Annotated in this window: 27 protein-coding genes; 23 read left to right on the top strand and 4 right to left on the bottom strand. The window is 57.4% G+C overall.

The annotated features are described in order from the left end of the window. The first annotated feature begins 56 nt into the window (after positions 1-56). From LQK91_RS05500 to LQK91_RS05490, 3 genes are all read left to right on the top strand, one after another. A complete protein-coding gene (locus LQK91_RS05500; protein ID WP_008926247.1) occupies positions 57-614 on the top strand; it encodes a helix-turn-helix domain-containing protein in 558 nt (185 codons plus the stop codon). Positions 615-680: 66 nt separating this feature from the next. Further along, entirely contained in the window at positions 681-1,106 is a 426-nt protein-coding gene (locus LQK91_RS05495; RefSeq protein WP_003853479.1) for a MarR family winged helix-turn-helix transcriptional regulator, read from the top strand. A gap of 15 nt (positions 1,107-1,121) precedes the next feature. Then, complete coding sequence (locus LQK91_RS05490) at positions 1,122-1,682, top strand: isochorismatase family protein (RefSeq protein WP_105099200.1); 561 nt, start codon at positions 1,122-1,124, stop codon at positions 1,680-1,682. A 44-nt stretch (positions 1,683-1,726) separates the two neighbouring features. On the opposite strand, the gene pqqU is transcribed toward LQK91_RS05490, so the two are convergent. Beyond that, the gene (pqqU, locus tag LQK91_RS05485) at positions 1,727-3,853 is read right to left on the bottom strand and encodes a TonB-dependent receptor PqqU (RefSeq protein ID WP_231001596.1); all 2,127 of its coding nucleotides are present in this window, start codon (positions 3,851-3,853) and stop codon (positions 1,727-1,729) included. Between the two features lie 193 nt (positions 3,854-4,046). On the opposite strand from pqqU, the gene LQK91_RS05480 reads away from it, so the two are divergent. Continuing rightward, positions 4,047-4,907 carry an NAD(P)-dependent oxidoreductase gene (locus LQK91_RS05480; protein ID WP_105099199.1) on the top strand — a complete coding sequence of 287 codons (861 nt, stop codon included), beginning with the start codon at positions 4,047-4,049 and terminating at the stop codon, positions 4,905-4,907. Next, on the top strand, positions 4,904-5,683 hold the full coding sequence (locus LQK91_RS05475; RefSeq protein ID WP_008925148.1) for an AraC family transcriptional regulator: 780 nt from the start codon (positions 4,904-4,906) through the stop codon (positions 5,681-5,683). Before LQK91_RS05480 ends, LQK91_RS05475 begins: the two co-directional genes overlap by 4 nt. Here the strand turns inward: LQK91_RS05475 and leuA are convergent. Beyond that, a complete protein-coding gene (gene leuA, locus LQK91_RS05470; RefSeq protein ID WP_105099198.1) occupies positions 5,604-7,319 on the bottom strand; it encodes a 2-isopropylmalate synthase in 1,716 nt (571 codons plus the stop codon). The two genes, LQK91_RS05475 and leuA, sit on opposite strands and share 80 nt — an antisense overlap. 166 nt (positions 7,320-7,485) lie before the next feature. Between leuA and LQK91_RS05465 the strand changes: the two genes are divergently transcribed. From LQK91_RS05465 to LQK91_RS05390, 16 genes are all read left to right on the top strand, one after another. Continuing rightward, entirely contained in the window at positions 7,486-8,502 is a 1,017-nt protein-coding gene (locus LQK91_RS05465) for a dipeptidase (protein WP_105099285.1), read from the top strand. Between the two features lie 143 nt (positions 8,503-8,645). Continuing rightward, a complete protein-coding gene (gene pqqA / locus LQK91_RS05460) occupies positions 8,646-8,717 on the top strand; it encodes a pyrroloquinoline quinone precursor peptide PqqA (protein ID WP_010245082.1) in 72 nt (23 codons plus the stop codon). Between the two features lie 54 nt (positions 8,718-8,771). Further along, positions 8,772-9,689, top strand: coding sequence for a pyrroloquinoline quinone biosynthesis protein PqqB (gene pqqB / locus LQK91_RS05455; protein ID WP_003853493.1), 918 nt, complete (start codon positions 8,772-8,774; stop codon positions 9,687-9,689). Positions 9,690-9,692: 3 nt separating this feature from the next. Further along, positions 9,693-10,448: a pyrroloquinoline-quinone synthase PqqC gene (gene pqqC / locus LQK91_RS05450; protein ID WP_003853494.1), complete on the top strand. Its 756-nt coding sequence runs from the start codon at positions 9,693-9,695 to the stop codon at positions 10,446-10,448. 3 nt (positions 10,449-10,451) lie between these two features. Then, on the top strand, positions 10,452-10,730 hold the full coding sequence (gene pqqD / locus LQK91_RS05445; protein WP_003853497.1) for a pyrroloquinoline quinone biosynthesis peptide chaperone PqqD: 279 nt from the start codon (positions 10,452-10,454) through the stop codon (positions 10,728-10,730). Continuing rightward, positions 10,693-11,859, top strand: coding sequence for a pyrroloquinoline quinone biosynthesis protein PqqE (gene pqqE / locus LQK91_RS05440; protein ID WP_003853499.1), 1,167 nt, complete (start codon positions 10,693-10,695; stop codon positions 11,857-11,859). The genes pqqD and pqqE overlap by 38 nt, the downstream gene beginning before the upstream one ends. Then, a complete protein-coding gene (gene pqqF, locus LQK91_RS05435; protein ID WP_105099197.1) occupies positions 11,859-14,135 on the top strand; it encodes a pyrroloquinoline quinone biosynthesis protein PqqF in 2,277 nt (758 codons plus the stop codon). The genes pqqE and pqqF overlap by 1 nt, the downstream gene beginning before the upstream one ends. 115 nt (positions 14,136-14,250) lie before the next feature. Next, positions 14,251-14,835, top strand: coding sequence for a YceI family protein (locus tag LQK91_RS05430; RefSeq protein ID WP_105099196.1), 585 nt, complete (start codon positions 14,251-14,253; stop codon positions 14,833-14,835). Between the two features lie 444 nt (positions 14,836-15,279). Beyond that, positions 15,280-16,260, top strand: a complete 981-nt coding sequence (locus tag LQK91_RS05425; protein WP_039660274.1) for a 6-phosphofructokinase — start codon at positions 15,280-15,282, stop codon at positions 16,258-16,260. A gap of 9 nt (positions 16,261-16,269) precedes the next feature. Continuing rightward, on the top strand, positions 16,270-16,584 hold the full coding sequence (locus tag LQK91_RS05420; protein WP_003853506.1) for a PTS sugar transporter subunit IIB: 315 nt from the start codon (positions 16,270-16,272) through the stop codon (positions 16,582-16,584). After that, complete coding sequence (locus LQK91_RS05415; RefSeq protein WP_008925155.1) at positions 16,577-17,944, top strand: PTS sugar transporter subunit IIC; 1,368 nt, start codon at positions 16,577-16,579, stop codon at positions 17,942-17,944. Before LQK91_RS05420 ends, LQK91_RS05415 begins: the two co-directional genes overlap by 8 nt. Next, positions 17,931-18,773 carry a class II fructose-bisphosphate aldolase gene (locus tag LQK91_RS05410; protein ID WP_003853511.1) on the top strand — a complete coding sequence of 281 codons (843 nt, stop codon included), beginning with the start codon at positions 17,931-17,933 and terminating at the stop codon, positions 18,771-18,773. The genes LQK91_RS05415 and LQK91_RS05410 overlap by 14 nt, the downstream gene beginning before the upstream one ends. A 94-nt stretch (positions 18,774-18,867) precedes the next feature. Further along, positions 18,868-19,137: a hypothetical protein gene (locus tag LQK91_RS05405; RefSeq protein WP_003853512.1), complete on the top strand. Its 270-nt coding sequence runs from the start codon at positions 18,868-18,870 to the stop codon at positions 19,135-19,137. 9 nt (positions 19,138-19,146) lie between these two features. Further along, positions 19,147-19,584: a PTS sugar transporter subunit IIA gene (locus LQK91_RS05400; RefSeq protein WP_003853514.1), complete on the top strand. Its 438-nt coding sequence runs from the start codon at positions 19,147-19,149 to the stop codon at positions 19,582-19,584. Then, positions 19,581-20,204: an AAA family ATPase gene (locus LQK91_RS05395; protein ID WP_003853517.1), complete on the top strand. Its 624-nt coding sequence runs from the start codon at positions 19,581-19,583 to the stop codon at positions 20,202-20,204. Before LQK91_RS05400 ends, LQK91_RS05395 begins: the two co-directional genes overlap by 4 nt. Then, on the top strand, positions 20,173-20,613 hold the full coding sequence (locus LQK91_RS05390) for a thiol-disulfide oxidoreductase DCC family protein (RefSeq protein WP_039660273.1): 441 nt from the start codon (positions 20,173-20,175) through the stop codon (positions 20,611-20,613). The genes LQK91_RS05395 and LQK91_RS05390 overlap by 32 nt, the downstream gene beginning before the upstream one ends. A gap of 48 nt (positions 20,614-20,661) precedes the next feature. Here the strand turns inward: LQK91_RS05390 and LQK91_RS05385 are convergent, their stop codons facing one another. Then, positions 20,662-21,597, bottom strand: a complete 936-nt coding sequence (locus tag LQK91_RS05385) for a quinone oxidoreductase family protein (RefSeq protein WP_039660271.1) — start codon at positions 21,595-21,597, stop codon at positions 20,662-20,664. Positions 21,598-21,670: 73 nt separating this feature from the next. Here LQK91_RS05385 and LQK91_RS05380 point away from each other — a divergent pair, with 73 nt between their 5' ends. Continuing rightward, positions 21,671-22,165, top strand: a complete 495-nt coding sequence (locus tag LQK91_RS05380; protein ID WP_105099195.1) for a MarR family winged helix-turn-helix transcriptional regulator — start codon at positions 21,671-21,673, stop codon at positions 22,163-22,165. A 14-nt stretch (positions 22,166-22,179) separates the two neighbouring features. After that, on the top strand, positions 22,180-23,079 hold the full coding sequence (locus LQK91_RS05375; protein ID WP_039660268.1) for a LysR family transcriptional regulator: 900 nt from the start codon (positions 22,180-22,182) through the stop codon (positions 23,077-23,079). Here the strand turns inward: LQK91_RS05375 and LQK91_RS05370 are convergent. Beyond that, complete coding sequence (locus tag LQK91_RS05370; RefSeq protein WP_003853528.1) at positions 23,054-23,863, bottom strand: molybdate ABC transporter substrate-binding protein; 810 nt, start codon at positions 23,861-23,863, stop codon at positions 23,054-23,056. The two genes, LQK91_RS05375 and LQK91_RS05370, sit on opposite strands and share 26 nt — an antisense overlap. Between the last annotated feature and the right edge of the window lie 6 nt (positions 23,864-23,869).

Below are 23,869 nucleotides of genomic sequence, written 5' to 3'. Positions count from 1 at the left end.
AGTGTTACACTATTACCCTGGTGTCATAGACCCGTGACCGGAATTCAGGAGAGAAAATGGCAGATTTTCAGCAACACCTGAGCGGCGCGCTCAGACAGTTGCGCCAGGCCAATGGCTGGAGCCTGACACTCACGGCGGAGCGAACCGGCGTCAGTAAAGCGATGCTGGGGCAGATTGAGCGAGGTGAATCGAGTCCCACTGTGGCGACGCTATGGAAGATCGCCACCGGTTTTAACGTGCCTTTTTCCTTTTTTATCGACGGCAGCGCGCTACCTCCCGGCACAGCGACAGGATTCAGTCAGCCTAATGCCGAAATGTCCGTGCGCTCGCTGCTGCCTTACGATCCACACCTCCGATTTGATCTGCTGGCAGTGGAGCTGGCCGCGGGCGCGCAGAGTCATTCTTCGCCCCATGAAGCAGGCTGCGTGGAGCAGGTAGTGGTGATTGAAGGTGAACTGCTGCTGGGTGTCGGTGATGTCTGGCGGCGTCTGCTTACCGGTGAAGCCTTTCAGTTCAGGGCCGACGTGCCGCACAGCTACCGGAACCCGCTCAGCACACCGCTGCGCTTCCACAGTCTGATTCACTACCTGCAACGCCCGGACGTTACAAATTGATACCGCAGCAAACTACACAGTTTACCTTCCTATCTTTATACTTTCGCTTATCGATGGAGACGAGTAATGAGCGATCTGACTGAATCTGCTGCCATGCTGCGGATGCTGGTGGGCAAACTGGGCCGCCGGTTACGCGAGTCGGCACCGCCTGGCGAACTCACCTGGTCGCAGGTGGCGGTGTTGGGCCATCTGGTGCGCGACGGGGCAATGACGGTAACGCAACTGGCGGCTGCCGAGGGCGTACGCACTCAGTCAATGGGCACAACCGTCGCTGGGCTGGTGGCGGCAGAACTGGTGACCGGCGAGCCGGATCCCCACGATGGTCGTAAAACCCGCTATCGGCCCACCGAATCAAGCCTCGCGGTGATTAGCTCAAGTCGCGCGATGCGCGATGACTGGCTGGTCCGGACGCTGGATGCGCGGCTTAGCCCGGCAGAACAGCAGCAGCTGACCGACATTCTCCCTCTATTGCAACGACTTACTGACGATTAACCCCGAGGATTCAACATGGCTGTCACCACACTTGATGCAAAAACTGCGCTGATTATTATCGACCTGCAACATGGTATTGTGGCGCTGCCGCTGGTTCACGAATCGCAGCCAGTGATCGAACGTTGTGCCGATCTGGCCGAAGCGTTTCGCGCACACGATCTGCCGGTCGTGCTGGTTAACGTGGCCGGTGGAGCGCCAGGCCGCAACGAGCAGGGGCGTCACAGCGGCGAATTCCCTGCCGACTGGGCGACGCTGGTTCCGGCGATGACCCCGCAGCAGAATGACCTCACCGTCACCAAAAAAACCTGGGGCGCGTTTCATGCCACGTCACTGCACGATGAGCTGCAACAGCGCGGCATCACTCAGGTGGTGATTTGCGGTATTGCGACCAGCATCGGCGTGGAATCGACCGCGCGTCAGGCGTATGAGCTGGGTTACAACGTCACGTTAGCAACGGATGCGATGACCGATCTGAACATGGATACCCACAACAACAGCGTAAAATTGATCTTCCCGCGTCTGGGTGAAACCGGCAGCTGTGAGGATATTAAGGCGCAGTTGAAAACACGCGGCTGATTAGCGAGTAGATCCGGGCCACCGCCAGGGTGGCCCGGATGCTTTTAGCGGAAGGCGTAACCCAGCGTTAAACCGACACTGTAGTTACGGCCTGGTGCTGACTCGAAGTAGCGACCATTACTCTCATTCACAATCACTGAACCCACATAGTGCCGGTCAAACAGGTTATCGACCCGGCCAAACAGATCCAGCGTCCAGTTCTCAACCAGCCACTTATAGCCACTGTTTACCGCCGCCACGGTGTAGGACGGGGTATTGACGTTGTTCTGATCTTCAGCGGCGATCTGGCTCAGATAGCGAACCTCACTGCCTGCGTAAAATCCCTGTTCCGGCAGATAGCCGAGTCCGGCATAGGCCATGTTGCGGGCGATGCCAGGGATGCGATTGCCGTCACAGCTGTCGCTGCCACAGGCGTTGCTGCGGTAGCGCGCATCCAGCAGCGTATAGGCCATCTTCAGCCGCCAGTCCCAGGCGAACTGTTGATCCAGGCTTAACTCCAGACCGCGACGACGGGTCTGACCGGCATTTTTATAGGTCGTGCGTCCGCCGCTGCTGGCATCCGCCACAATCTCATCACGGGTGTCGGTCTGGAACAGCGCCGCGCTGACCAGGCCATTGCCGATGCGTTTTTTGCTGCCGATCTCCAGCGTGTCGCTGGTGGCCGGTTTCAGGCCCAGATTCAGGCCCGTCGCGTCATCTGAACGGTAAGACAGCTCATTAATGGTCGGGGTTTCAAAGCCGCGACCGGCAGAAACATAGGCATTCCAGCCTGGGTCAAAGGCATATTTCAGCGCCGCAGCGGGCAGCCATTTGTGATAGCGCGCCTCACCGCTGTCGTCACCGTTACCAGGCCGGATATAGAAGTCATTGGAGTCAAAGTTCACGGTGCTGAAGCGCACGCCGGCATCCAGCGACAGCTTATCGGTCAGCTGCCAGGCCGTCTGCAGATAAGGATCAAGCGTCCACATCAGATTGCGTTCATTGCGGCGCAGATTGCCCTGTTCACCCAACTGCGTCACGCCGTTGCTGACCGTGAAATTCTCATAACCCTTGCGGCGCTCGGTCATGGTTTCGTAGTCGAGGCCACCGGTCACGGCCACCGGAATCGACAGCAGCGTGTCGCGATGGGTCCAGCGGGTATCGACGCCCTGATAGTGGCGGGTCAGGGCGATGACGCCACCCGGATGAGACGGAGTGCGCTGAACAGCGGCAGGAATTGACTGGAACTGCGTGGTTTCGCGCATCCCGGCATAGAGCATCACGCTGAGGTCGTCGTTTTCACTCATCTGGCGCTGATAACGCAGGCCACCCTGAGTCTGATCCACCGTTTTACGGGTGTTATAGAGCGAAACGTTACTCACCACCTGACGCGGATTGTCACGCCATTGCGCTTCGGTTAAACCGCCAGGATCCTGTGCATCAATGTGAACGCTGTTAAACAGCAGCGTCAGGGTACTGACATCATCGATTCGCACGCCCAGCCGGGCATTGCCGAGGTTCTTTTGGGCAGCACTGTGATCGCGATAGCCGTGAGTGGTAAAGCGGGAGGCGGAGACCGTGTAGTTCACGTCCCCGGCGTGGCTGCCGTCACCGGTCGCACCACTGGCTTTGACGCTGTTGCGCCAGCTGCCATAACTGCCGTACCAGCTGCTGGCTTCAAGCGTGGTTGGCTGCTGTCCCTGCTGGGTCGTCACGTTGATCACGCCGCCCGAGGCATTGCCATACAGCGCAGAAAAGGGGCCGCGCAGCACTTCGACATGATCAATTGAGCCGATATCAATATTGGAGGTTTGTGCCTGCCCATCCGGCATGGTGGCCGGGATGCCATCCACGTAGATGCGCAGACCGCGCACGCCGTAGGTTGAACGGGAGCCGAAGCCACGCATCGACAGCTGCAGGTCCTGTGCGTAATTCTGCCTGTTCTGGATCTGCAGACCCGGCACGCTGCTGAGGTTTTCCGACAGATTAACGCGCGGTGCTGCCTGACGCATATCGTCGCCGCTGACCACACTCAGGGCGGCAGGCGTGTCGAGTTCGTTAAGGCCCGTTTCCGGCGGCGCGGCCGTTACGACCAGCGTATTTTGATTATCTGCCGCCAGCAGCGGCAGCGGCAGCGGCAAAATGGCAGGCAACATCAGCAGCGTCGCCTGACGCAGAGAGATTATTTTCATTATCAGAGGCCTAAAAAAGAAGCGTAAATGAATCAGGTGGAACAATCGCCGCGTATGGTAAGGGTTTGATGCGATGGGGTACACCGTTTCGGGCTGGATTTTTTTTCGGTTTACCGCCAGGCTGGAATTCAGCTTTTCCGTGATAAATCATCCGACAGGGTCGGATACAGACAGATAAACCAGGGGAGTCAACATGCAACAACCTGAAGTGGCGGTTCTGGGATTAGGCGCAATGGGGCACGCATTTGCCGCCAACCTGCTGAAAAAAGGCTTTCGCGTACACGGCTGGAACCGTACCCGCGCACGCGGTGAGGATCTGCTGGAGGCCGGTTTACAGCTGGCTGACTCGCCGGAAGAGGCGGTGCGCCAGGCGGATGTGGTGATTGCCATGCTCTCCGATGGCGACACCACCGAGCAGGTGCTGCATCAGGCGAAAGAGGCGTTTAAGCAGGGCGCGACGCTGTGCCAGATGGGTACCATTGGCATCGAGAAAACCGACGCGCTAATCGCCTTTTTCGCAGAAAAACGGCCCGATCTTTTACTGATCGACGCACCGGTCTCCGGCACAAAAGCGCCCGCAGAGAACGCACAGATTCTGGTGCTGGCCAGCGGCGATCAGAGCCGGGCGCAGGCGGCAGAAGCGGTGTTTGCCGCCATCAGTAAAGGGACAAAGTGGCTGGGTGAGGCGGGCAAGAGCAGCCGCATGAAACTGGTCATCAACAGCTGGCTGATCGGCATGATGCAGAGCCTGGCGGAGAGTACCCAACTGGCCGGGCAGTTCGGCTTCTCCACCGACGATCTCTGGCAGGTGCTGGAGGGCGGTCCACTGGCTGCGCCTTATGCGAAAATGAAGCTTGGGATGATCGCCAGCGACGACTATACACCGCAGATGCATCTGATCTGGGCGCTCAAAGATGCCCGCCTGGCGCTGGATGCGGCAGAAACGCCATTACCGGCGCTGCAGAACATCGCGCAGTTCTGGCAGCAGGCGGTAGATGCCGGACACGGCGAAGAGGATCTGGCGGTCATCTACCGCTACCTGAAGGCGCAATGAGTCAGCAGCATTTTGACTTCAGTACGCGCCCGCTGGTGCCGCTGGCGCACGACTACCTGCACGGGGCCAGCGAACCCTGGCATCATCACGCCTGCGCCCAGCTGATCCATACTTTAAGCGGCGTGGTGCGGGTCGAGACAGAGTTTGGCAGCTGGGTTGTGCCGCCGAGTCGCGGCGTCTGGCTCCCGGCTTTTACCCGCCATGCGCTGCAGATTACCGGCAGCGTGGCGGCACGTACCCTGTTTATCGACCCACTGGCGCGCGCCGATCTGCCCGCCAGTTGTCAGGTGGTACAGATCTCGTCGCTGCTGCGTGAGTTAATCGTCACGGCCCTCAGCCTGCCGGAGCACTACAGCGCCGGGAGCCGGGCTGAGCGGGTGATGGAGTTAATTCTGGATGAGATTCGCGGCATGGATGTGCTGCCTTTTGCACTGCCGACACCCAACAGCCCCCGTTTACAGGCGCTGTGCGAGCAGATCAAGCAGACACCCGGTGAAAACTGGACGCTGCTGCGCGCCAGCGCCCACCTTAACGTTTCGGGCCGCACCCTGGCCCGTCATTTCATGCGCGAAACTGGCCTGCAGTTCAGTGACTGGGTGCGGCGCGCCCGTCTGGCCATCGCCCTGACGCGACTGGCGCAGGGCGACTCCGTGCTGCGGGTGGCACTGGAGCTGGGCTATGAAAGCCCCAGTGCGTTTAGTGCGATGTTTCGTCGTCTGCTGGGCGTGGCGCCCACGGACTATTTTCCCCCTCTAGAAACTGGCCTGCCGCGCTGAGCAGCGCCTGCAATGCGGCACGGGCCGTGTCGTTATCAATACTCACTCCCCAGGCCCGCACACCACGGACATCCACGCAGCTGATATAGGCCACCGAGCGGCTGTCACTGCGCCGTCCCAGCGTGTGCTCGTGATAGTCCTCAATGGTCAGATGCAGATCAAACGCGCTGCGCAGAGCATTCACCGCCGCTGAAAGCCAGCCATTGCCGCTGCCGGTCAGTGTCAGTGAGCGGTCCTGAACCACTACGCTGGCGCTGATCTGCGTCTGCCCGCCGCTGTCGCTCTGGCTGTCCGCCCGCTGTAACGCCACCATGGGCTGTGTGACACCATACTGACGGCAGAAGAGCTGCCACAGCGCGTAGTGCGTCATCTCGCCGCCGTGCCGGTCTGTCTCATGCTGAACACAGCGGCTGAAATCCTGCTGCAGCGAACGTGGCATTTGTAGTCCATGATTCTGCTCCAGCAGCCAGGCCGCACCGCTTTTTCCCGACTGGCTGTTCACACGGATCACCGCCTCATAGCTGCAGCCAATGTCGGCTGGATCCAGCGGCAGGTAGGGCATCTGCCACGCTTTCTCCTGCCGTTCGGCGCGGATGGCGAAGCCTTTTTTTATTGCATCCTGATGAGAACCCGAGAAGGCAGTAAAGACCAGTTCACCCGCATAGGGATGACGGGGATGAACCGGCAACTGGTTGCAGCGTGTCACCACCTCAATCACCTCATGCATCTGGCTGAAATTGAGCTGCGGCGAAATGCCCTGGGTATAGAGATTCAGCGCCAGCGTCACCAGGTCCACATTGCCAGTACGCTCACCGTTACCAAACAGGCAGCCCTCGACCCGGTCAGCGCCCGCCAGCAGCGCCAGTTCGGCACAGGCTACCCCGGTGCCGCGATCGTTGTGCGGATGCACGCTGATACAGACGGCGTCACGACGGCTGAAGTGACGGCAGAAAAATTCAATCTGATCGGCATAGACATTGGGTGTGTTCACCTCCACCGTGGCGGGCAGATTAATAATCATCGGCCGCTGCGCGTCAGGCTGCCAGACATCGGCTACCGCCTCGCAAATCTCCAGCACAAACTCCGGCTCGGTAAAGCAGAAGGTCTCAGGCGAATATTCAAAGGTCCAGTCAGTCCCGGGTTGCGCCTCGCATTCCGCGCGGATCTGGCGTGCGCCCGCGGTGGCCAGCTCTACGATTTCCGCTTTGCTCTGTTTAAATACCCGCTCGCGGAACAGCGGCGCGGTGGCGTTGTAGAGATGAACGATGGCACGCGGAACACCCTGTAATGACACAAATGTGCGGGTAATCAGATCCTCGCGTGCCTGAGTCAGCACCTGTAACGTTACATCCGCCGGGATGCGTTGCTGCTCAATCAGGTCGCGCACAAAATCGAAATCCGTTTGTGACGCCGAGGGAAAGGCGACCTCAATTTCGCGGAACCCGCAGCGCAGCAGCAGATCCCAGAATGCCATCTTCCGCTCCCGATCCATCGGTTCTGCCAGCGCCTGATTGCCGTCACGCAAATCGGTGGAGAGCCAGCGCGGGGCCTGGGTGAGCTGGCGTGAAGGCCACTGGCGATCGGGCAGAGACACGACCGGAGAGGCACGATATTTATCAGCAGGTTGGGTCAGCATAGTATTCTCCTTGTGTTTTTTACCAGTCTGACGACAAGCCCTGCAAACCGCGCGCGCAACGCTGACAACCTGATGTGCAAAAGTGACAACACCCTCCGTGCGCTCTGGTTTGATGAATCCGCCTGGTGGGGTTAGCATGGTCGCCTGTTTAACTGGGTGGACGCTTATGCTGATTTTTGACGGTCACAACGATCTGTTGCTTAACCTCTGGCTGCATCATCGTGATGCGCCCGCGCAGGCGTTTTATCAGGGTATTGAGCGGGGGCATCTCGACTTTCCGCGCATTCAGCAGGGCGGAATGGGTGGCGGGCTGTTTGCGATCTTTGTGCCGCCGCAGGAATATATCGCCCGCACCGTTCCGGTTCGGGCCGATGAGCCGTATCGCCCGCTGGAGATCATGTGGCAACAGCTTGAGATCCTGCAGCAGCTGGCCGATGCGTCAGGCGGGCGGGCGCGACTCTGCCGCAGCAGTGAAGATATTATTGCCTGTCGCGCCGACGGTGTACTGGCGATGGTGGCTCACATTGAAGGTGCTGATGCGCTGGACGAGGAGGGCGAACAGCTGCACGCCTTCTGGCAGGCGGGGGTGCGCAGCATCGGGCCATTCTGGAATCTGCGCAGTCGCTTTGGTGAAGGCGTCAGCGGCAGTTTTCCCGGCTCGCCCGACACCGGACCGGGCCTGACCGCTGCCGGCGAAAGGTTGATTCAGCAGGCGGGTGAACTGAAGATGATGATCGACGTGTCGCACATGAACATGAAGACGTTCCAGGAAACCGCCCGGCTTTCCACTGCGCCGCTGGTCGCCAGCCACTCCAACGCGCACGCACTCTGTCCGCAACCGCGCAATCTGACCGATGACCAGCTGCTGGCGATCCGCGACAGCGGCGGTCTGGTCGGCATTAATTTTGGCAATGCGTTTTTGCGCGCCGACGGTAAACGCGACGCTGACACGCCATTAACAGAAATTGTTAAGCATTGTGATCACCTCCTGAAGATAATGGGCAGCGACCATGTGGCGTTTGGCTCCGATTTCGACGGAATTACCCCGCCAGCAGCGCTGGGCGATGTCAGCGGAATGCCGCGATTGCTCGCTGCTTTTCAGGAAGCAGGCTATGATCAGACACTGACTGAGAAACTGGCATGGGGAAACTGGCAGCGGGTTTTACAACTGACCGGGCTGTGATAACAATTTCCTTACGTTCCGGACTTGATCCCGACGCGCCATTGGCGCAACATCTGCCTGGAAATTGTGACGGCCGTCTCATTCATTGCCGGTCACGCTGATTTCAGACAGCTTTTTTACTGTTAACCAAGAGGAAGTAACTCATGTGGAAAAAACCAACTTTCGTTGATATGCGTCTCGGTCTGGAAGTCACTCTGTACATCTCCAACCGTTAATCGTTCTGCCCGCCCTCTGAGCGGGCATTTTTTTTCAACTTCTGGTTTTCCTCTATGTTTATCAAAATCCTCGGTTCCGCCGCGGGTGGCGGATTTCCGCAGTGGAACTGTAACTGCGCCAACTGCCACGGCGTGCGTAATGGCACGATTCAGGCCCAGGCACGCACGCAATCGTCAATTATCCTGAGCGATAACGGCGAAGACTGGGTGCTATGCAACGCTTCACCCGATATCAGCCAGCAGATCCTGCATACGCCAGAACTGACCCGCCAGGGCGTGCTGCGCGGCACGGCGATTGGGGGGATTATCCTCACCGACAGCCAGATCGATCACACCACCGGGCTACTGAGCCTGCGTGAAGGCTGCCCGCATCAGGTGTGGTGTACGCCGGAAGTGCATGCTGACCTCAGCACCGGCTTCCCGATCTTTCCGATGCTCACCCACTGGAATGGTGGCTTACAGCACCGGCCGATTGCGCCACTGACGCCGTTCAGCGTCGATGTCTGCACAGATCTGCAGTTCACGGCGATTCCCATTATCAGCAATGCACCGCCTTACTCGCCCTTCCGCGACAGGCCGCTTGCCGGCCACAACGTGGCGCTGTTTATTGAAAACCGGGCGAATGGCCAGACGCTGCTCTACGCACCCGGTCTGGGCGAGCCCGATGCGGTGATATTGCCGTGGCTGCAAAAAGCGGATTGCCTGCTGATTGATGGCACCGTCTGGCAGGATGATGAGCTGCTGGCTACCGGCGTGGGTCACAACACCGGCAAGGCGATGGGCCATCTGGCGCTGGCGGAAGAGCAGGGACTGATGGCGTTGCTGGCGTCTCTGCCGGCCAGACGCAAAATTCTGATCCACATTAACAACACTAATCCGATCCTTAACGAGCAGTCACCGCAGCGTCAGTTTCTGACGGAGCAGGGAATAGAGGTGAGCTGGGACGGGATGGCGATCCACCTTCAGGGCTAAATCATGCAGATCACTGACACGCTGTCACCACAGGCTTTTGAACAGGCCCTGCGCGACAAAGGCGCTTACTACCATATCCATCATCCGTATCACATTGCGATGCATAACGGTCAGGCCACGCGCGAGCAGATTCAGGGCTGGGTGGCAAACCGCTTCTATTACCAGACCACCATTCCGCTGAAAGATGCGGCGATCATGGCTAACTGTCCCGATCCGGCGACCCGCCGCAAATGGGTTCAGCGCATCCTTGACCACGACGGCAGCAATGGCGAAGAGGGCGGCATCGAGGCCTGGCTGCGGCTGGGCGAGGCGGTCGGTCTGACGCGCGAAGAACTCTTGTCAGAGCAGCATGTGCTGCCGGGCGTGCGTTTTGCGGTGGATGCTTACATTAACTTCGCCCGCCGCGCCAACTGGCAGGAGGCGGCCTGCAGCTCGCTCACCGAACTGTTCGCTCCGCAGATCCACCAGTCACGGCTTGAGAGCTGGCCGCAGCACTATCCGTGGATCAAAGAAGAGGGGTATTTCTACTTCCGCAGCCGCCTGGGTCAGGCGAACCGCGATGTGGAGCATGGTCTGGCGCTGGCGCTGGAGTACTTCACTACCGCTGAAACGCAGAACCGGATGCTGGAAATTTTGCAGTTTAAGCTCGATATTTTATGGAGCATGCTGGACGCCATGACCATGGCTTACGAGCTGAAACGTCCGCCTTATCACACCGTCACAGACAAGGCGGCGTGGCACACCACCCGACTGGTATAACAGATGAATGAAAACTCGATTGCCGCGTTTCGTCGCGGCTACCGTATGCAGTGGGAAGCTGCTCAGGATACGCACGTGGTGCTTTATCCTGAAGGCATGGCAAAGCTGAACGAAACCGCCGCCGCCATTCTTGAGCTGGTGGATGGCAAACAGAATATCGCCGCGATTATCGCGACCCTGGATAACCGTTTTCCGGAAGCGGGCGGCGTGGGTCCGGACGTCTTAGAATTCCTGCAGTCAGCCTATGAACAGAAGTGGATACAGTTCCGTGACCCCGCATAAACCTGGTGTGAATCCGCCGCTCTGGCTGCTGGCCGAGCTGACCTATCGCTGTCCGCTGCAGTGTCCCTACTGCTCTAACCCGTTGGATTTCGCCCAGCAGGAGAAGGAGCTGACGACTGAGCAGTGGATCGAAGTCTTTCGTCAGGCGCGCGCGATGGGCAGCGTTCAGCTCGGATTTTCCGGCGGCGAGCCGCTGGTGCGAAAAGATCTGCCTGAGCTGATCAAGGCGGCGCGCGACCTTGGCTTCTATACCAACCTGATCACCTCCGGCATTGGCCTGACCGAGAAGAAGCTGGATGCGTTCAGCGAAGCGGGTCTGGATCATATCCAGATCAGCTTCCAGGCGAGTGACGAAACCCTGAATGCGGCGCTGGCGGGATCGAAAAAAGCGTTTCAGCAGAAGCTGGAGATGGCGAAAGCGGTGAAAGCCCACGGCTATCCGATGGTGCTGAACTTCGTGCTGCATCGTCATAACATCGATCAGATCGATAAAATCATTGACCTCTGTATTGAGCTGGAGGCAGATGACGTTGAACTGGCGACCTGTCAGTTCTACGGCTGGGCGCAGCTTAACCGTGAAGGTCTGCTGCCGACACGTGAGCAGATCGCCCGTGCGGAAGCCGTGGTGAAAACCTACCGTGAGCGGATGAGCACCACCGGCAATCTGACCAACCTGCTGTTTGTGACGCCAGACTACTACGAAGAGCGACCCAAGCCCTGCATGGGTGGCTGGGGCGCTATCTTCCTCAGCGTGACGCCAGAGGGCACGGCGCTGCCGTGTCACAGTGCGCGCCAGCTGCCGGTGGAATTTCCCTCTGTACTGACGCAAAGCCTGGACGATATCTGGTATAACTCGTTTGGCTTTAACCGTTATCGCGGTTTCGACTGGATGCCGGAGCCGTGCCGCTCCTGTGATGAGAAAGAGAAAGATTTTGGCGGCTGTCGCTGTCAGGCTTTCATGCTGACCGGCAATGCCGACAACACCGATCCGGTCTGCAGCAAATCGCCGCATCACGGCAAAATCCTTGAAGCCCGGCGTGAGGCGGATTGCAGCGACATTAAAATTGGTCAGCTGCAGTTCCGTAACCGCAGCAACTCGCAACTGATCTACAAAACACGGAACCTCTGATGAAAACGCGCGGCCTGGTGATAAACGGTCTGATGATTGAACTGGTGCATCAGGCAGATGCCAGCCAGGCCGCTGCCCTGATTCAGGTGGGTGCAGGGAGCCACGATGAGCCAGAACGCTGGCCCGGACTGGCGCATCTGCTGGAGCATCTGCTGTTCACCGGCAGCAGCGGCTGGCCTGATGAGGGCCGGCTGATGAGCTGGATTCAGACCCAGGGCGGGAAGGTCAACGCCACCACGCTGGCCCGGCGCAGCGCGTTTTTCTTTGAGGTGACGCCGTCGTTGCTGGCTGACGGGCTGGCCCGACTTCAGGATATGCTCGTCTCTCCGCTGCTGGATAATCAGGCCATCGCGCAGGAAGTGGCGGTGATTGACGCCGAGTATCAGCTGTTGCAGCGCCATGAGCCATCCCGCATCGAAGCGGCACTGCTGCATGCCGCGCAATCACCTGCGGAATTTCAGCGCTTCCATATCGGCAGCCGGGCGAGCTTTGGCGACGAGATGTCTGCGCTGCAACGGGCGCTGCGTCAGTTCCATCAGCGTTACTATTTCGCCAGTAATATGCGGCTCTGGCTTCAGGGACCGCAGTCACTGGATGAGCTGGAGCAGCTGGCACGTCAGTTTGCCAGCGCGCTGCCTGCTGGTCAGTGGCAACAGGATCTGCCACCGCCGCAGCTGAACAGCCAGACCTGCTGGCAACTGGCGGGTAGCGCCTCGCCAGCATTATGGCGCACCTGGCTGATTGAACGCAGTGACGGTGTCACTTTGTGGCGTGAATTTTTACTGGATGAGGCGCCCGGATCGCTGCTGGCAACGCTGCGTGAGCAGGGGCTGGCGGAGACGCTGGAGCTGAAGTGGATCTATCAGGCGGGCGGTGCGCTCTGGCTGGCGCTGGGCGTCGAAACTGAGATGCCAGAAACCGTGAATGCGCTAATTGATAGCTACCTGCAGGCACTGAGCCAGATCGGTGAGGCACAGCATCAGCACTATCATGAACTTAGCCAGCAACGATTTGTGACGTTGTCACCTATGGAACAACTCCGTCAGCGCGCCGTTGGCTTTGCGCCTGATGAAGCGCTGCCAGCACTGCTGCTGTTGCTGGAGAGGCTTAATGCCGCGCCGGGCACGCTGCTCTGCTGTACGCGGCAACCGCCATCAGAAAACCTCATCACGCAGGGTTACAGTCTGGCACTGACCCACTGGCAGCCAGCACCACCTGACGCGCTGCCCGCGGTGAATTTCACTTTCTATCCGCTTGATGCCGCCATTACGCCTGATCCGCTGCCCGAAGAGTCGGTGGCGTTACCGCATTATCAGTCAGATAACCTGAACCCCGTGCTGATTCTGCGACCCGAGTTTTACTCAACGTTTACCGCCGAGGTGGGCGAAGCGCTGGGGCGGCGGTTGCGTCCGCTGTTTGCTGCGCTGCGTCACCAGGGCGGTAACGGCTGCTGGCAGGAAGTAGAGGGCGTATGGCAGCTCACGCTTCAGCTGACGACAGATGAGGCGGTCACTGATCAGGCGCTGAGCCAGATTGTCTGTGCACTGTCGCTGCCGGTTGAGGCAAACCTGCCGTCACCTGTCGAAAGCATCGCAATCCGCGCGCTGCAGCAGCAGCTGCCTTATCAGCTGGCAGCGACCTTTGCGCCGGATTGCTGGCGGGCGGCGCTTAAAGGCGGCAACGCGGCGCTGCATTCGCTGATTGCCCGGCGGCTGAGCGCGCTGTCGCTGCCGGTTAACCCTGACACGCCACCAAAACGCATGACCACACAAACGGGCATGACGCGTCTGCTGCACGCCAGTACGGACAACGCGCTGTTGCTGTTTATTCCACTGCACCGTCCTGAACAGCTTGCGGCATTACGTGCGCTGGCGCTGATCTACGAGCCGCGTTTCTTCCAGCGCTATCGGGTTGAACAACCTATAGGGTATGTCGTTAACAGCCGCTATATGCGCTGTGCCGATGAAGACGGCGTAGTGTTTGCGCTGCAGTCGCCCGATTACAGCGCGCTGTCACTGTTGCGCTACTGCCGCAACTTCCTGCGTTCCCTTAACGAGACGCTGGCAGAGTGTGACCTGGTGGCACTGAAAACGCGTCTGCTGAGCCGGGAAGTGGCGCAGCCACTGGCGCAGTTACGCCGTGAAAATGGTCTGGCAGAACCGGATGCGGCGCAGATAGAGGCGCTGACCCTTACCGATCTGCAACAGCTGCACCGCACACTGATTCAGGATCGCCGCCGCTGGCGCGTGCTGTTTACCGGGGGAGAAAATGTATAGCGCCCGATATAAAGTTGCTGAATTTATTTGAAAATTACGGACAAATCTCTTCACTGTCTATTCCGGGCTAACTGAACCACACTCAGTTCACTTTTGTCCGGATAAGGAATTGACTGTGAAGAACTTCAAACGTATCGCACTGCCCCTGTTAGCCGCTGCTACCCTTTACGCCCCGTTATCTCAGGCTGAGACGATGCACTACCAGCTGAATCCTGAGCATACGTCTGTCATTGTGGCCTGGAACCATTTTGGCTTCTCAAATCCTACCGCGGATATTCCGGATGCAACCGGTACGCTGGTGTTTGATAAAGATCATCCGGAAGCATCACGCGTTGACGTAACCCTGCCAGTCAGCAAAATCGACAGCCATGTTGCGGCGCTGACCAAAGAGTTCAAAGGCGCTGAGTATTTCGACACGGCCAAATACCCAACTGCGACCTTCCACAGCACCAAAGTGGTTGCAAAGGGCGACAACAAATTTGACGTTGAAGGTAACCTGACCCTGAAAGGGATCACTAAGCCTGTTACGCTGCACGCCACGCTGAACAAGCAGGGCGAGCATCCGATGGTGAAGAAGCAGGCGATTGGTTTTGATGCCACCGGCACCATCAAGCGTTCTGACTTCAGGCTGGACAAATATGTCCCGGCGGTAAGCGACGACGTCACCCTGACGCTGTCTACCGAAGCTTACGCGAAATAAGTGTGTGGGGCGCAGCAGCTCGCTGCGCCCCTGATTCATTTTTCTTCCTTTCCTGCCTCTCCTGAAATATTCCCTTTTTTACGTGCACTGAATAATCCAGCCCTCCCGATAAAAACTATTTTAATCGCCTGAACCGGGCCAGAACCGGGAAAAATGAGGTGAAAGTCACAAATTCGCAATGCCATTTTTATGCCCGATCATTCGTTATTCTGTTGGCCAAATCAAAAACCTGTTCGGCAACCTAAGCTGATGATTTGTATTGATTCGTCCGTGAAGTAATAAGTTGGAATAGAGTGACTCAGCTCACAAATAAAGGCCTTAAGCTACTGCTGTCAACACGCCTGCCCGAAAAATACCGCGCGTAACTGTGATCTCCTCTGCAAATAGCAACCCCGTGAACCGGAAGAATGGCCCTCAGCAGAGTAAGCCAGCGGGGTGAGGGAAATGCGCATTGGAATGGTGATCAGTGGCGGGGATGTCACCGGAATAAATAACTTTGTCTTCCAGATAGGGCGTCTCGCGCAGGCTGAGATGGTGATATTTGACGGCGGCATTCCCGGCCTTCTGGCAAATAACCATCGTGATATCAGCCAGCGCGATCTGCTCGACTTTGCCATCGCCCCGATTCCGGTGATGCAGTCCGGAAGGACGCAAAAGAAACTGGTGCGCAGCGAATATGATTTAATTGCGCGCCAGCTGAAAAGCGCACGTATTGACGTATTAATCATGGCAGGCGGTGACGGATCGCTGCAGTTTCTCCACATCCTGTCGGAGTCTGGCGTTAATTGTTTCGGCGTCGGTATGACCATCGACAATGATGTCTTCGGCAGTGATTACACGCTGGGATTTTCTACCGCCTGCGAGCAGGTATTAAAAGAGGTCGCAAAACTGCGTAATACCGGGCGCGCCTTACCGGGCCGGGTTTTTATGCTGGAGTTACTCGGCGGCTATTGCGGCGAATTAACGCTGCAATCGGCGATTAAATCCAATGCGGATATCGCCCTGATTCCGGAGTGCCAGATTCCTTTGCCACAACTGGCGCAGCGTATTACCGGACGGCTGGCCGAACAGAACAGCGTGGTCATCCTCTGTTCAGAAGGCTACACCCGTGAATATTCGCCCGGTTTTCAGGGGGCGATCGACACCTTAATCAAACAGCTTGAGCCGCTTATTGGCGTACGCATCCGTAAAACTATTCTCGGTTACGGACTGCGCAATGGTGATCCCACCTGCGAAGAAATTTATCAGGGCACCATTATGGCCAGTGAAGTGGTGCGTTGTATTCAGTCAGGCATGCGGAATAAAGCGGTCATTATTAATGGCAGCAATAAACCGATCCCGATTGATTTAATAAGCATGCAAAAACGCCTGGTCGATATTGACGGGCACCATTACAAACTCGCTAAACAACTCAATATAGTGTGAGGAAAAACCATGCTGAAAATATTATGTGTCTGTGGTTGTGGATTAGGATCCAGTTTTGCGATTGAGATGAGCGCAAAAGCAGTATTAAAAAAACTGGAAATTGAGGCCGATATCGATCACACCACCATTTCAGAAGCGAATGCATTTAAGTCAGATATGATCCTGACGCAAAAAGCCTTTGCCGATGTATTAAATGCCGACGCCAGTCCGGAGCAGATTAAACGGGTCATTATTCTTAACCGGCTCACCGATAAAGTGGAAATAGAGCAGAAGATCCTGGCCTTTTTAAAAGAACGTAACGAGAAGGTCGCTGCCCATGAATAGTGTGATCGACTTCCTGGTAAAAGATCTGCTGGGGCAGGCCTCAATTCTGATCGCGTTTATTGCGCTGATTGGTCTGCTGCTGCAGAAGAAATCAGCAGGCAAGGTGGTGGAAGGCACCTTTAAAACCCTGCTCGGCTTTTTAATTATGATGGCGGGTATCAATATTATTGTGGGGACGCTGACGTTCCTCAATACCATTTTTACCCACGGCTTTGGTATGCGCGGCTATATCACCGATGTAGCCGCTATCGCCGGACTGGCTAACCGTGAGCTGGGATCTGAAGTGGCGCTGACGCTGCTGGTGATCTTTATCGTCAATATCATCATCGCGCGGCTGACACCGTTTAAGTACATCTTCCTGACGGGCCAGGCCCTGCTGTGGATGGCGACGATTGGCGCTGTCATCGGCTACAAAGCGGGGCTGACTGGCCTGCCGCTGATCCTGACCGGCGGCATCTTCGGCGGGATCATGGCGGTCGTGATGCCCGCGCTGGCACAGCCGGTGGTGCGGCGTATCACCGACTCCGACGATGTGGCGCTGGGTCACTTCTGCACCATTGGCTATCTGGTCACGGCGGCGGTCGCCAAAGTGGTGGGCAAAGGATCGCGCTCCACCGAAGACCTGAAGCTGCCCGATAACTTTAAGTTTCTGCAGGATACCTATCTGTCGATGGCGCTGGTGATGGTGCCGATGTACCTGATCCCCGCCGTGGCGGCCGGTCCGGCATTCATTGCCCAGTACAGCAACGGCATGAACTACCTGATGTACGCCTTTATGCAGTCGATTCAGTTCGTGGCCGGGGTCTTTGTGCTCTACAGCGGTGTCCGCCTGCTGCTCAACGAGCTGGTGCCTGCCTTCCGGGGCATCGCCATGCGCGTGGTACCCGATGCCAAACCGGCGCTGGACTGCCCGGTGATGTTTCCTTACGCCCCGAACGCGGTGATTGTCGGCTTCCTCGCCACCACGCTCGGCTCCATCGTTGGCATGCTCGTCTTCCCGATGTTTGGACTGGCGATGATCCTGCCGGGACTGCTGACCAACTTCTTTGCCGGGGGCACCGCCGGGGTCTTTGGTAATGCCATGGGCGGACGACGCGGCGCGATGATCGGCGGCTTCGTCCACGGACTCTTTATCACCATTCTGCCCGCCATCCTGGTGCCAATGCTGGAGAGCTACGGCTTCACCGGCGTGACCTTCAGTGACTCGGACGTCATCAGTACCGGCCTGGTGCTCGGCCACGCCTTCCAGAATAACTGGCTGTTCGTCGCCCTGTTTATTGCTTTTGTTACCGCGCTTGCCTGGTTTGTTAACGGCAAATCCACCAAACCTCAAGAGGAAAAAATCCATGAAACTTTATAATTTCGCCGACCTGTTAAAGCTGGCTAAACAGCGTGACTTTAAAGCGGTGGGTTCTTTTAATCTTCACTGCCTGGAAATGTTGCCCGCTTATTTTAAAGCGGCAGAGAAGACCAACAGTCCCTTAATGATTCAGATCTCCACCGGCACGGCGAAATATCTCGGTCATAAGTTGCTGGTCGATGCCATTAAATCGCTGTCGGAGAGTATGAATGTGCCGACCTGTTTGCATCTCGATCACTGTTCCGATTTAGCGGCGATTCAGACGGCGATAGATGCCGGATTCAGTTCCGTGATGTATGACGGGTCACATCTGCCGATTGAAGAGAATATTGCCAATACCCGCCGGGTGATTGATATGGCGCGTCCGCATAATGTTTCAGTTGAAGCGGAACTGGGTGCGATTGGCGGTTCGGAAGATGGTAAATGTGTGGAGATGGAGGCGATCGCGTTTACGCCGGTGGAAGATGCACGCCGTTTCGTTGAAGAGACCGGCGTTGATATGCTGGCAATCTCAATCGGCACCGTACATGGCCTTTACACCGGGAAGGCGCATATTCAGCATCAGCGCCTGGCGGATATTACGGCGGCAACCCACACGCCACTGGTGCTGCACGGTGGCACCGGCGTCAGCGATGAAGATATGCGACTGGCGGTAAGCAGCGGGATTGAGAAGGTCAATGTCGGCACCGAAATGAATGTGCAGTGGGTGGCGCAGTGCAAATCGACCTTTGAGAAAGGCAAGGTCAATGACAGCGTGCGTAATTTCCTGGTGCCCGCCAATGATGCAGTGACCAATGTGCTGGTAGAGAAGATGCAGTTATTCCGTTAATTACCCGCGTCGCCATCACCGAATTATTGCGTTAAACGTTTTTATCATCACTATTAATCTGAGACACCCCGGCATATAGGGGGCAGGAGAGCCTATGTTTGGATTCTTAAAAAAGTCTCCGGCTGCGGAACAACCCAGCGAGCAGCAGCAGGATCATCTGGCGGAAGTCAGTCGCGAGAAAATAACGCAACTGGAGCAGCAGCTCGCAATTAATCCGCGTGATGGTGAAACGCAAAAACAATTAATGCTGGAATATAACCGGGCATTAAGTTTATTTGCGAAAAGCCGTCGCTATCGTAATGAAATTGATGCGCTGTTTGTCAAAATCGATGAATTACGCAATGTGGTTCGCCAGTCGATTTAAGGAGAGCTGATGACGATTAAGCAGTTATTGCAAGAGGCCAACGCCATTCAGATTGGCATCGACGCCACGGACTGGCGTCAGGTTATCGCGCTGGCCGCCGAACCGCTGGTTAGCGGCGGCTATCTCAATGCCACCTATCCGGATGCGGTGATCGCGAACACCCTGGCCCATGGGGCGTATTATGTGTTTGAGGAGGGAATTGCCATTCCTCATGCACGGCCGGAAGCGGGGGTGATCCGCGACTGTTTCAGTATGATCCTGCTGAATGAACCGATCTCGTTTGAGGGCAGTGATAAAGCGGACATTGTGATTATGTTTGGCGCGCGCGACAGCAACGCCCACATTGAAGAGGGGATCCGCGCGATTGTGTCGCTGCTGGAGGATGAGGAGACGCTGGTCCGTTTACGTCGGGCCAGCAGTGTCGCGGAGGTTATTGATATCCTATGACACAAAACATCCCCCCTAAACGCGTGGTGCTGGTTAACGGCATTCCGGCATCGGGTAAGAGCACCCTGACGCACGCGCTATCACAACACTTTGGCTGGCCTGTGCTGACGCTGGACAGCCTGAAAGAGCCTTTTATGCACGCTTTTGCGCCGGTCGATCGGCAGCGTAACCGGCAACTGGGCTGCGCGGCCTATCAGGCGATCTGGAACATCGTCGAACAGGCACCCGCCAGTCAGGTCTGGCTGATCGATGCCTGGTTTGGTTTTCAGCCGCGCGCGCTGCTGGAGCAGGGACTGCAACAGGCGGGCGTCGAAGAGGTGCTTGAGCTGTGGCTGAAGATTGAACCGGAGGTGGCGGTGGCGCGCTATCAGGCGCGACTGACCCAGCGACTGCCGGGGCATCCAGGCGCTGAGTACCTGCCTGAACTTCATCAGCTGGCACAACAGGCCAGGCCAATGACGCTGGGGCCGTTGTTTGAGGTGGATGCCTGCGCCCAGGATCACGCTGCCGTTATCCACTGGCTGCAACAGCAACTGACCAGAACCCGCTACACTTCAGCTCATCATCAGAGGAGTGAGGAGTTGCAGGATGTCGTCGCCCCCGTATCTGCAAACCGGTGAAAGCGCCGTGCTTTATGATGGCGTCTGTAAGCTGTGTAACGGTTGGGTTCAGTTTCTGCTGCGCCACCATCTGGCGCGGCAGGTCCGTTTTGCCTCGGTGCAGAGCGAGCAGGGCAAAGCGCTGCTGCGCTGGGCCGGACTGCCGGAGGAGAATATCACCACCCTTGTCTACATTGACGGTAATCAGCACTGGCTGCGGGCGCAGGCGGTTTTCCGTGTTATGCAGCACCTGCCAGCACCCTGGCGCGGGCTGGCGGTGCTGCGTCACTTTCCGGACGTGATCAGTAACGCGGCTTACGACCGCATCGCGTTAAACCGCTATAAGCTGTTTGGCCGTTACAGTGAGCAGCACGTTCTCACGCCCGATTATCCTGAACGTTTTCTGCATCCGATGCCGTCCGAAGGTTAGTGGCGGCTTGTCCGACAGGCAGGCCCGCGCTGTTGATGCCGCGGGAGACTACAGCGTAAACACTGTTCGACAGCGGCTGTCATCTTCATCCCATGCTGTATCCACCTCAGAAAGAGGCCGTGGTTTAAAAGGCACCGAAAAGCCGTGCTGCCCGGCAGCCTGTAGTAGTTCTGCCAGTGAGTCAATCAGGTCTGCGTTGGATACGCTGCCCAGACCACTCCCCATCAGTGTCAGCCCGGATGCACGCAGCAAATGACTGTGCAAAGGGATCTCCTGTGCGCTGAGTGAGCCAATCTGAACGAAGCGAACGATATGATCACCGCCTCGCACCGCCGCTTCCATGATCGCCAGCGCGCTCTCACCCCAGAGATAATCCAGCACCACATCAATGCCGTCTGCCATCAGGGCAGGAAGTTCAGCGGCCAGAGCATCCAGTGTCATGACGCTGTCTGCGCCCTCATTAAGCAGTTGCTGCAGTATCTCCGGGTTCCGGCCGGTCGCAATAATTTTGCCCGCGCCAAGACTGCGGGCGATGCGAATCGCCAGGCGGCCGGATGTGCCGGTTGCGCCGTTAATCAACACGGTTTCGCCTTTGCGCAGTTCAGCCCGGCGGGTGAGTGCGGCCCATGAAGACATGCCTGGATTGGCAAGCGCGGCGGCGACCACGGGGTCCAGCGCTGGAGGAAGCGGAATGACGCAGCGGGCATTGACCACCACACTTTCCGCCATGCTGCCCGACGCGGTACCAAAGGTCAGAAAGTAAACGGCATCGCCGTTTTCGAGGTAACCGGTGCCGTCAATGCCTGGCACCAGAGGATAGGGCGCAGTGGCGCTGTAATGCGTGCCTGCCGCCCGTGCTTTGACCAGCTGGCTCATGGCGGCGGCTTTCACGCGAACCAGCAGTTGGTTTTCAGCGGGCTGAGGAGTGGGGAAATCTCCATAGTGTGGTTTCTGACCGGCCTGACTAATGATGGCTGCTTTCATAGGTTGCTGTCCTTCTAATAATAAGCAATTAAGTGTAAAGTACACACATTATTCCTGCCTCTGGATGGCGTCAATGAAAAGTGTGCAAAATACACATAAATACGATGCGCTGCACAATTGTCTGCTGACGATTGCTGGCGCGCTTAACCGGCCCCAGCGCGATGTAGCGATGATTAAAGCGGCGGGTATCGACCTCGATCGGGCGCTGTTTCCGCTTCTGGTGCAGGTCAGCCGGTTCGGGCCGATCGGCGTGGGTGAACTGGCCGATCGGGTAGGGCGTGACTACAGCACGGTCAGTCGTCAGGTCGCGAAACTGGAAGAGACCGGACTGGTCCGGCGGCAGAAAAACCGGCAGGACAAAAGAATTAATGAGGCAGCAATCACCTTGGATGGCAGAGCGATGACGGATAAAATCGATGCGCAACGTGTGCAGGTTTATCAGCGCGTCTTCCGGCACTGGCCGGAAAGCGATCGTGAAACGCTGGAACAACTGCTCAGCAGATTCGTGTCCGACTTTGGTCAAACGGAAGGCGATGAAAATGATGAACAAAAGTCTGATGCAGGTTAAGGGAAGAGAAAACCATGCCGGTTAATTTCGATCTCAACGATCTCTACGCCTTTCGCGCGCTGGTGGAGTTTGGTAATTTTCGCCTGGCGGCGGAATCGATCTGCCTTTCACAGTCGGCGCTAAGCCGCCGCATCGATAAGCTGGAAACCACGCTGGGTATTAAGCTGTTTGAGCGGACCACACGCCGCGTCACGCTGACGCTGAAAGGGCATGCGTTTGCTCAGCGTTCGGAAAAGCTGCTGGCCGATTTTGAAGAGGTCATGGCCGATCTGAGTGAGGTGAGCTTAGCCCGCACCGGACTGATTACTGTGGCCTGCGTGCCGTCAGCGGCCTACTATTTCATGCCCAACATCATCCGGCTGTTTCAGGTGCGCTATCCCCGCGTACGCGTGAAACTGATCGACAGCAGTGCGGCTAACGTCTATGACGCGGTGATTGGCGGGCAGGCTGACTTCGGCATCAGTTTTTCCAGCCGCTCGCAGCCGGATGTGCATTTTCAGCCGCTGATGGATGACCCGTACCTGGCGGCCTGCAGGCGAGACCATCCGATAGCAGGCAAAAAGAGCCTGAGCTGGCAGGCGTTTTATCAGCATGAATGGATTGGGCTGGATAAAACCTCCGGCAACCGTAACCTGCTCGATCAGGCGTTACAGGCTGTTATGCCGGAGAAGCCCTGTGTCTGTGAAACCCGGCACGTGACAACTATGCTGGGGATGGTTGAGGCGGGGCTCGGCATTGCTGCCGTCCCCGCCATGTCGCTACCTGGCTACGAGCACGCGCTGCTGACGGCGGTGCCGTTAACCGATCCACCGGTGAAACGCACTGTGGGCCTGCTGCGCAAAAATGGCCGGATACTGTCACATATCGCCAGCGAACTGGAGAACCTGATCATTGAACAGTATCAGCGACTTTAACCGGTTTTGACGCTTTCACGGTGTGCAGGCCGCTGGCGTGGACAGCCTGCTGAGCCTCGGGCGAGGCGAGCCAGTGCAGCAGCTTCGCTGCCTCATCTGGCTGTGCTGACCTGCGCACCACGGCACCGGCAAAACGAGTGGTGTATTGCAGCTTGTCCGGCAGTTCACCAATGAAGGTTACGCCTGAAACAGGCAACAGCTCACTGACCTGCTGAAACCCGATGGCGTATTTACCTTCAGCAACCTGGGAAGCGACCGGGATGCGTTCAACTTCTACCGCCTTGCCTTTAACCTGATCCTCAATGCCCAGCCGTTTGAACAGCTGACTGCTGACATATTTGCCGCTGGCGCTGTCAGAATAGGCGATGGAAGAGGCATTCAGCAGGGCAGTACGCAACTCACTTTCGCTGCCGATTTTAATGGGTGTGGCACCCTTTTTAATGACGGCGCCAATGCGGGAGTCCGCCAGTTCAACCCGTGAGCCTGGCAGCGTCGCGCCCTCTTTTTGCAGATTGCTTAGCGCATCGCCAACCATGATGACCACATCAGCCGGTTCACCGCGTGCCAGCCGGGCTGGAATGGCTTGCGGTGTTTTACCCATTGACGGACCAGCAACGGTGTTGATGGTGATCCCTTCCTGTTTTGCGAATTGTGGCGACAGCGTATCCCACGCCGCTTTAAACCCGCCGGAGATCATTACCGTCAGTTCTTTTGCCTGCGCCGTGGCGCTGCCTGCCACGCTAAACAGCAGGGCAGCATAAAGTGACATCGTTTTCAGTTTCATCTTCCG

Source organism: Pantoea sp. MHSD4 (assembly GCF_021043305.1).
GTDB classification, from domain to species: domain Bacteria; phylum Pseudomonadota; class Gammaproteobacteria; order Enterobacterales; family Enterobacteriaceae; genus Pantoea; species Pantoea eucalypti.
The sequence above is the reverse complement of the archived record's forward strand: the minus strand, read 5'-3'. Positions and strand labels throughout refer to the sequence as shown.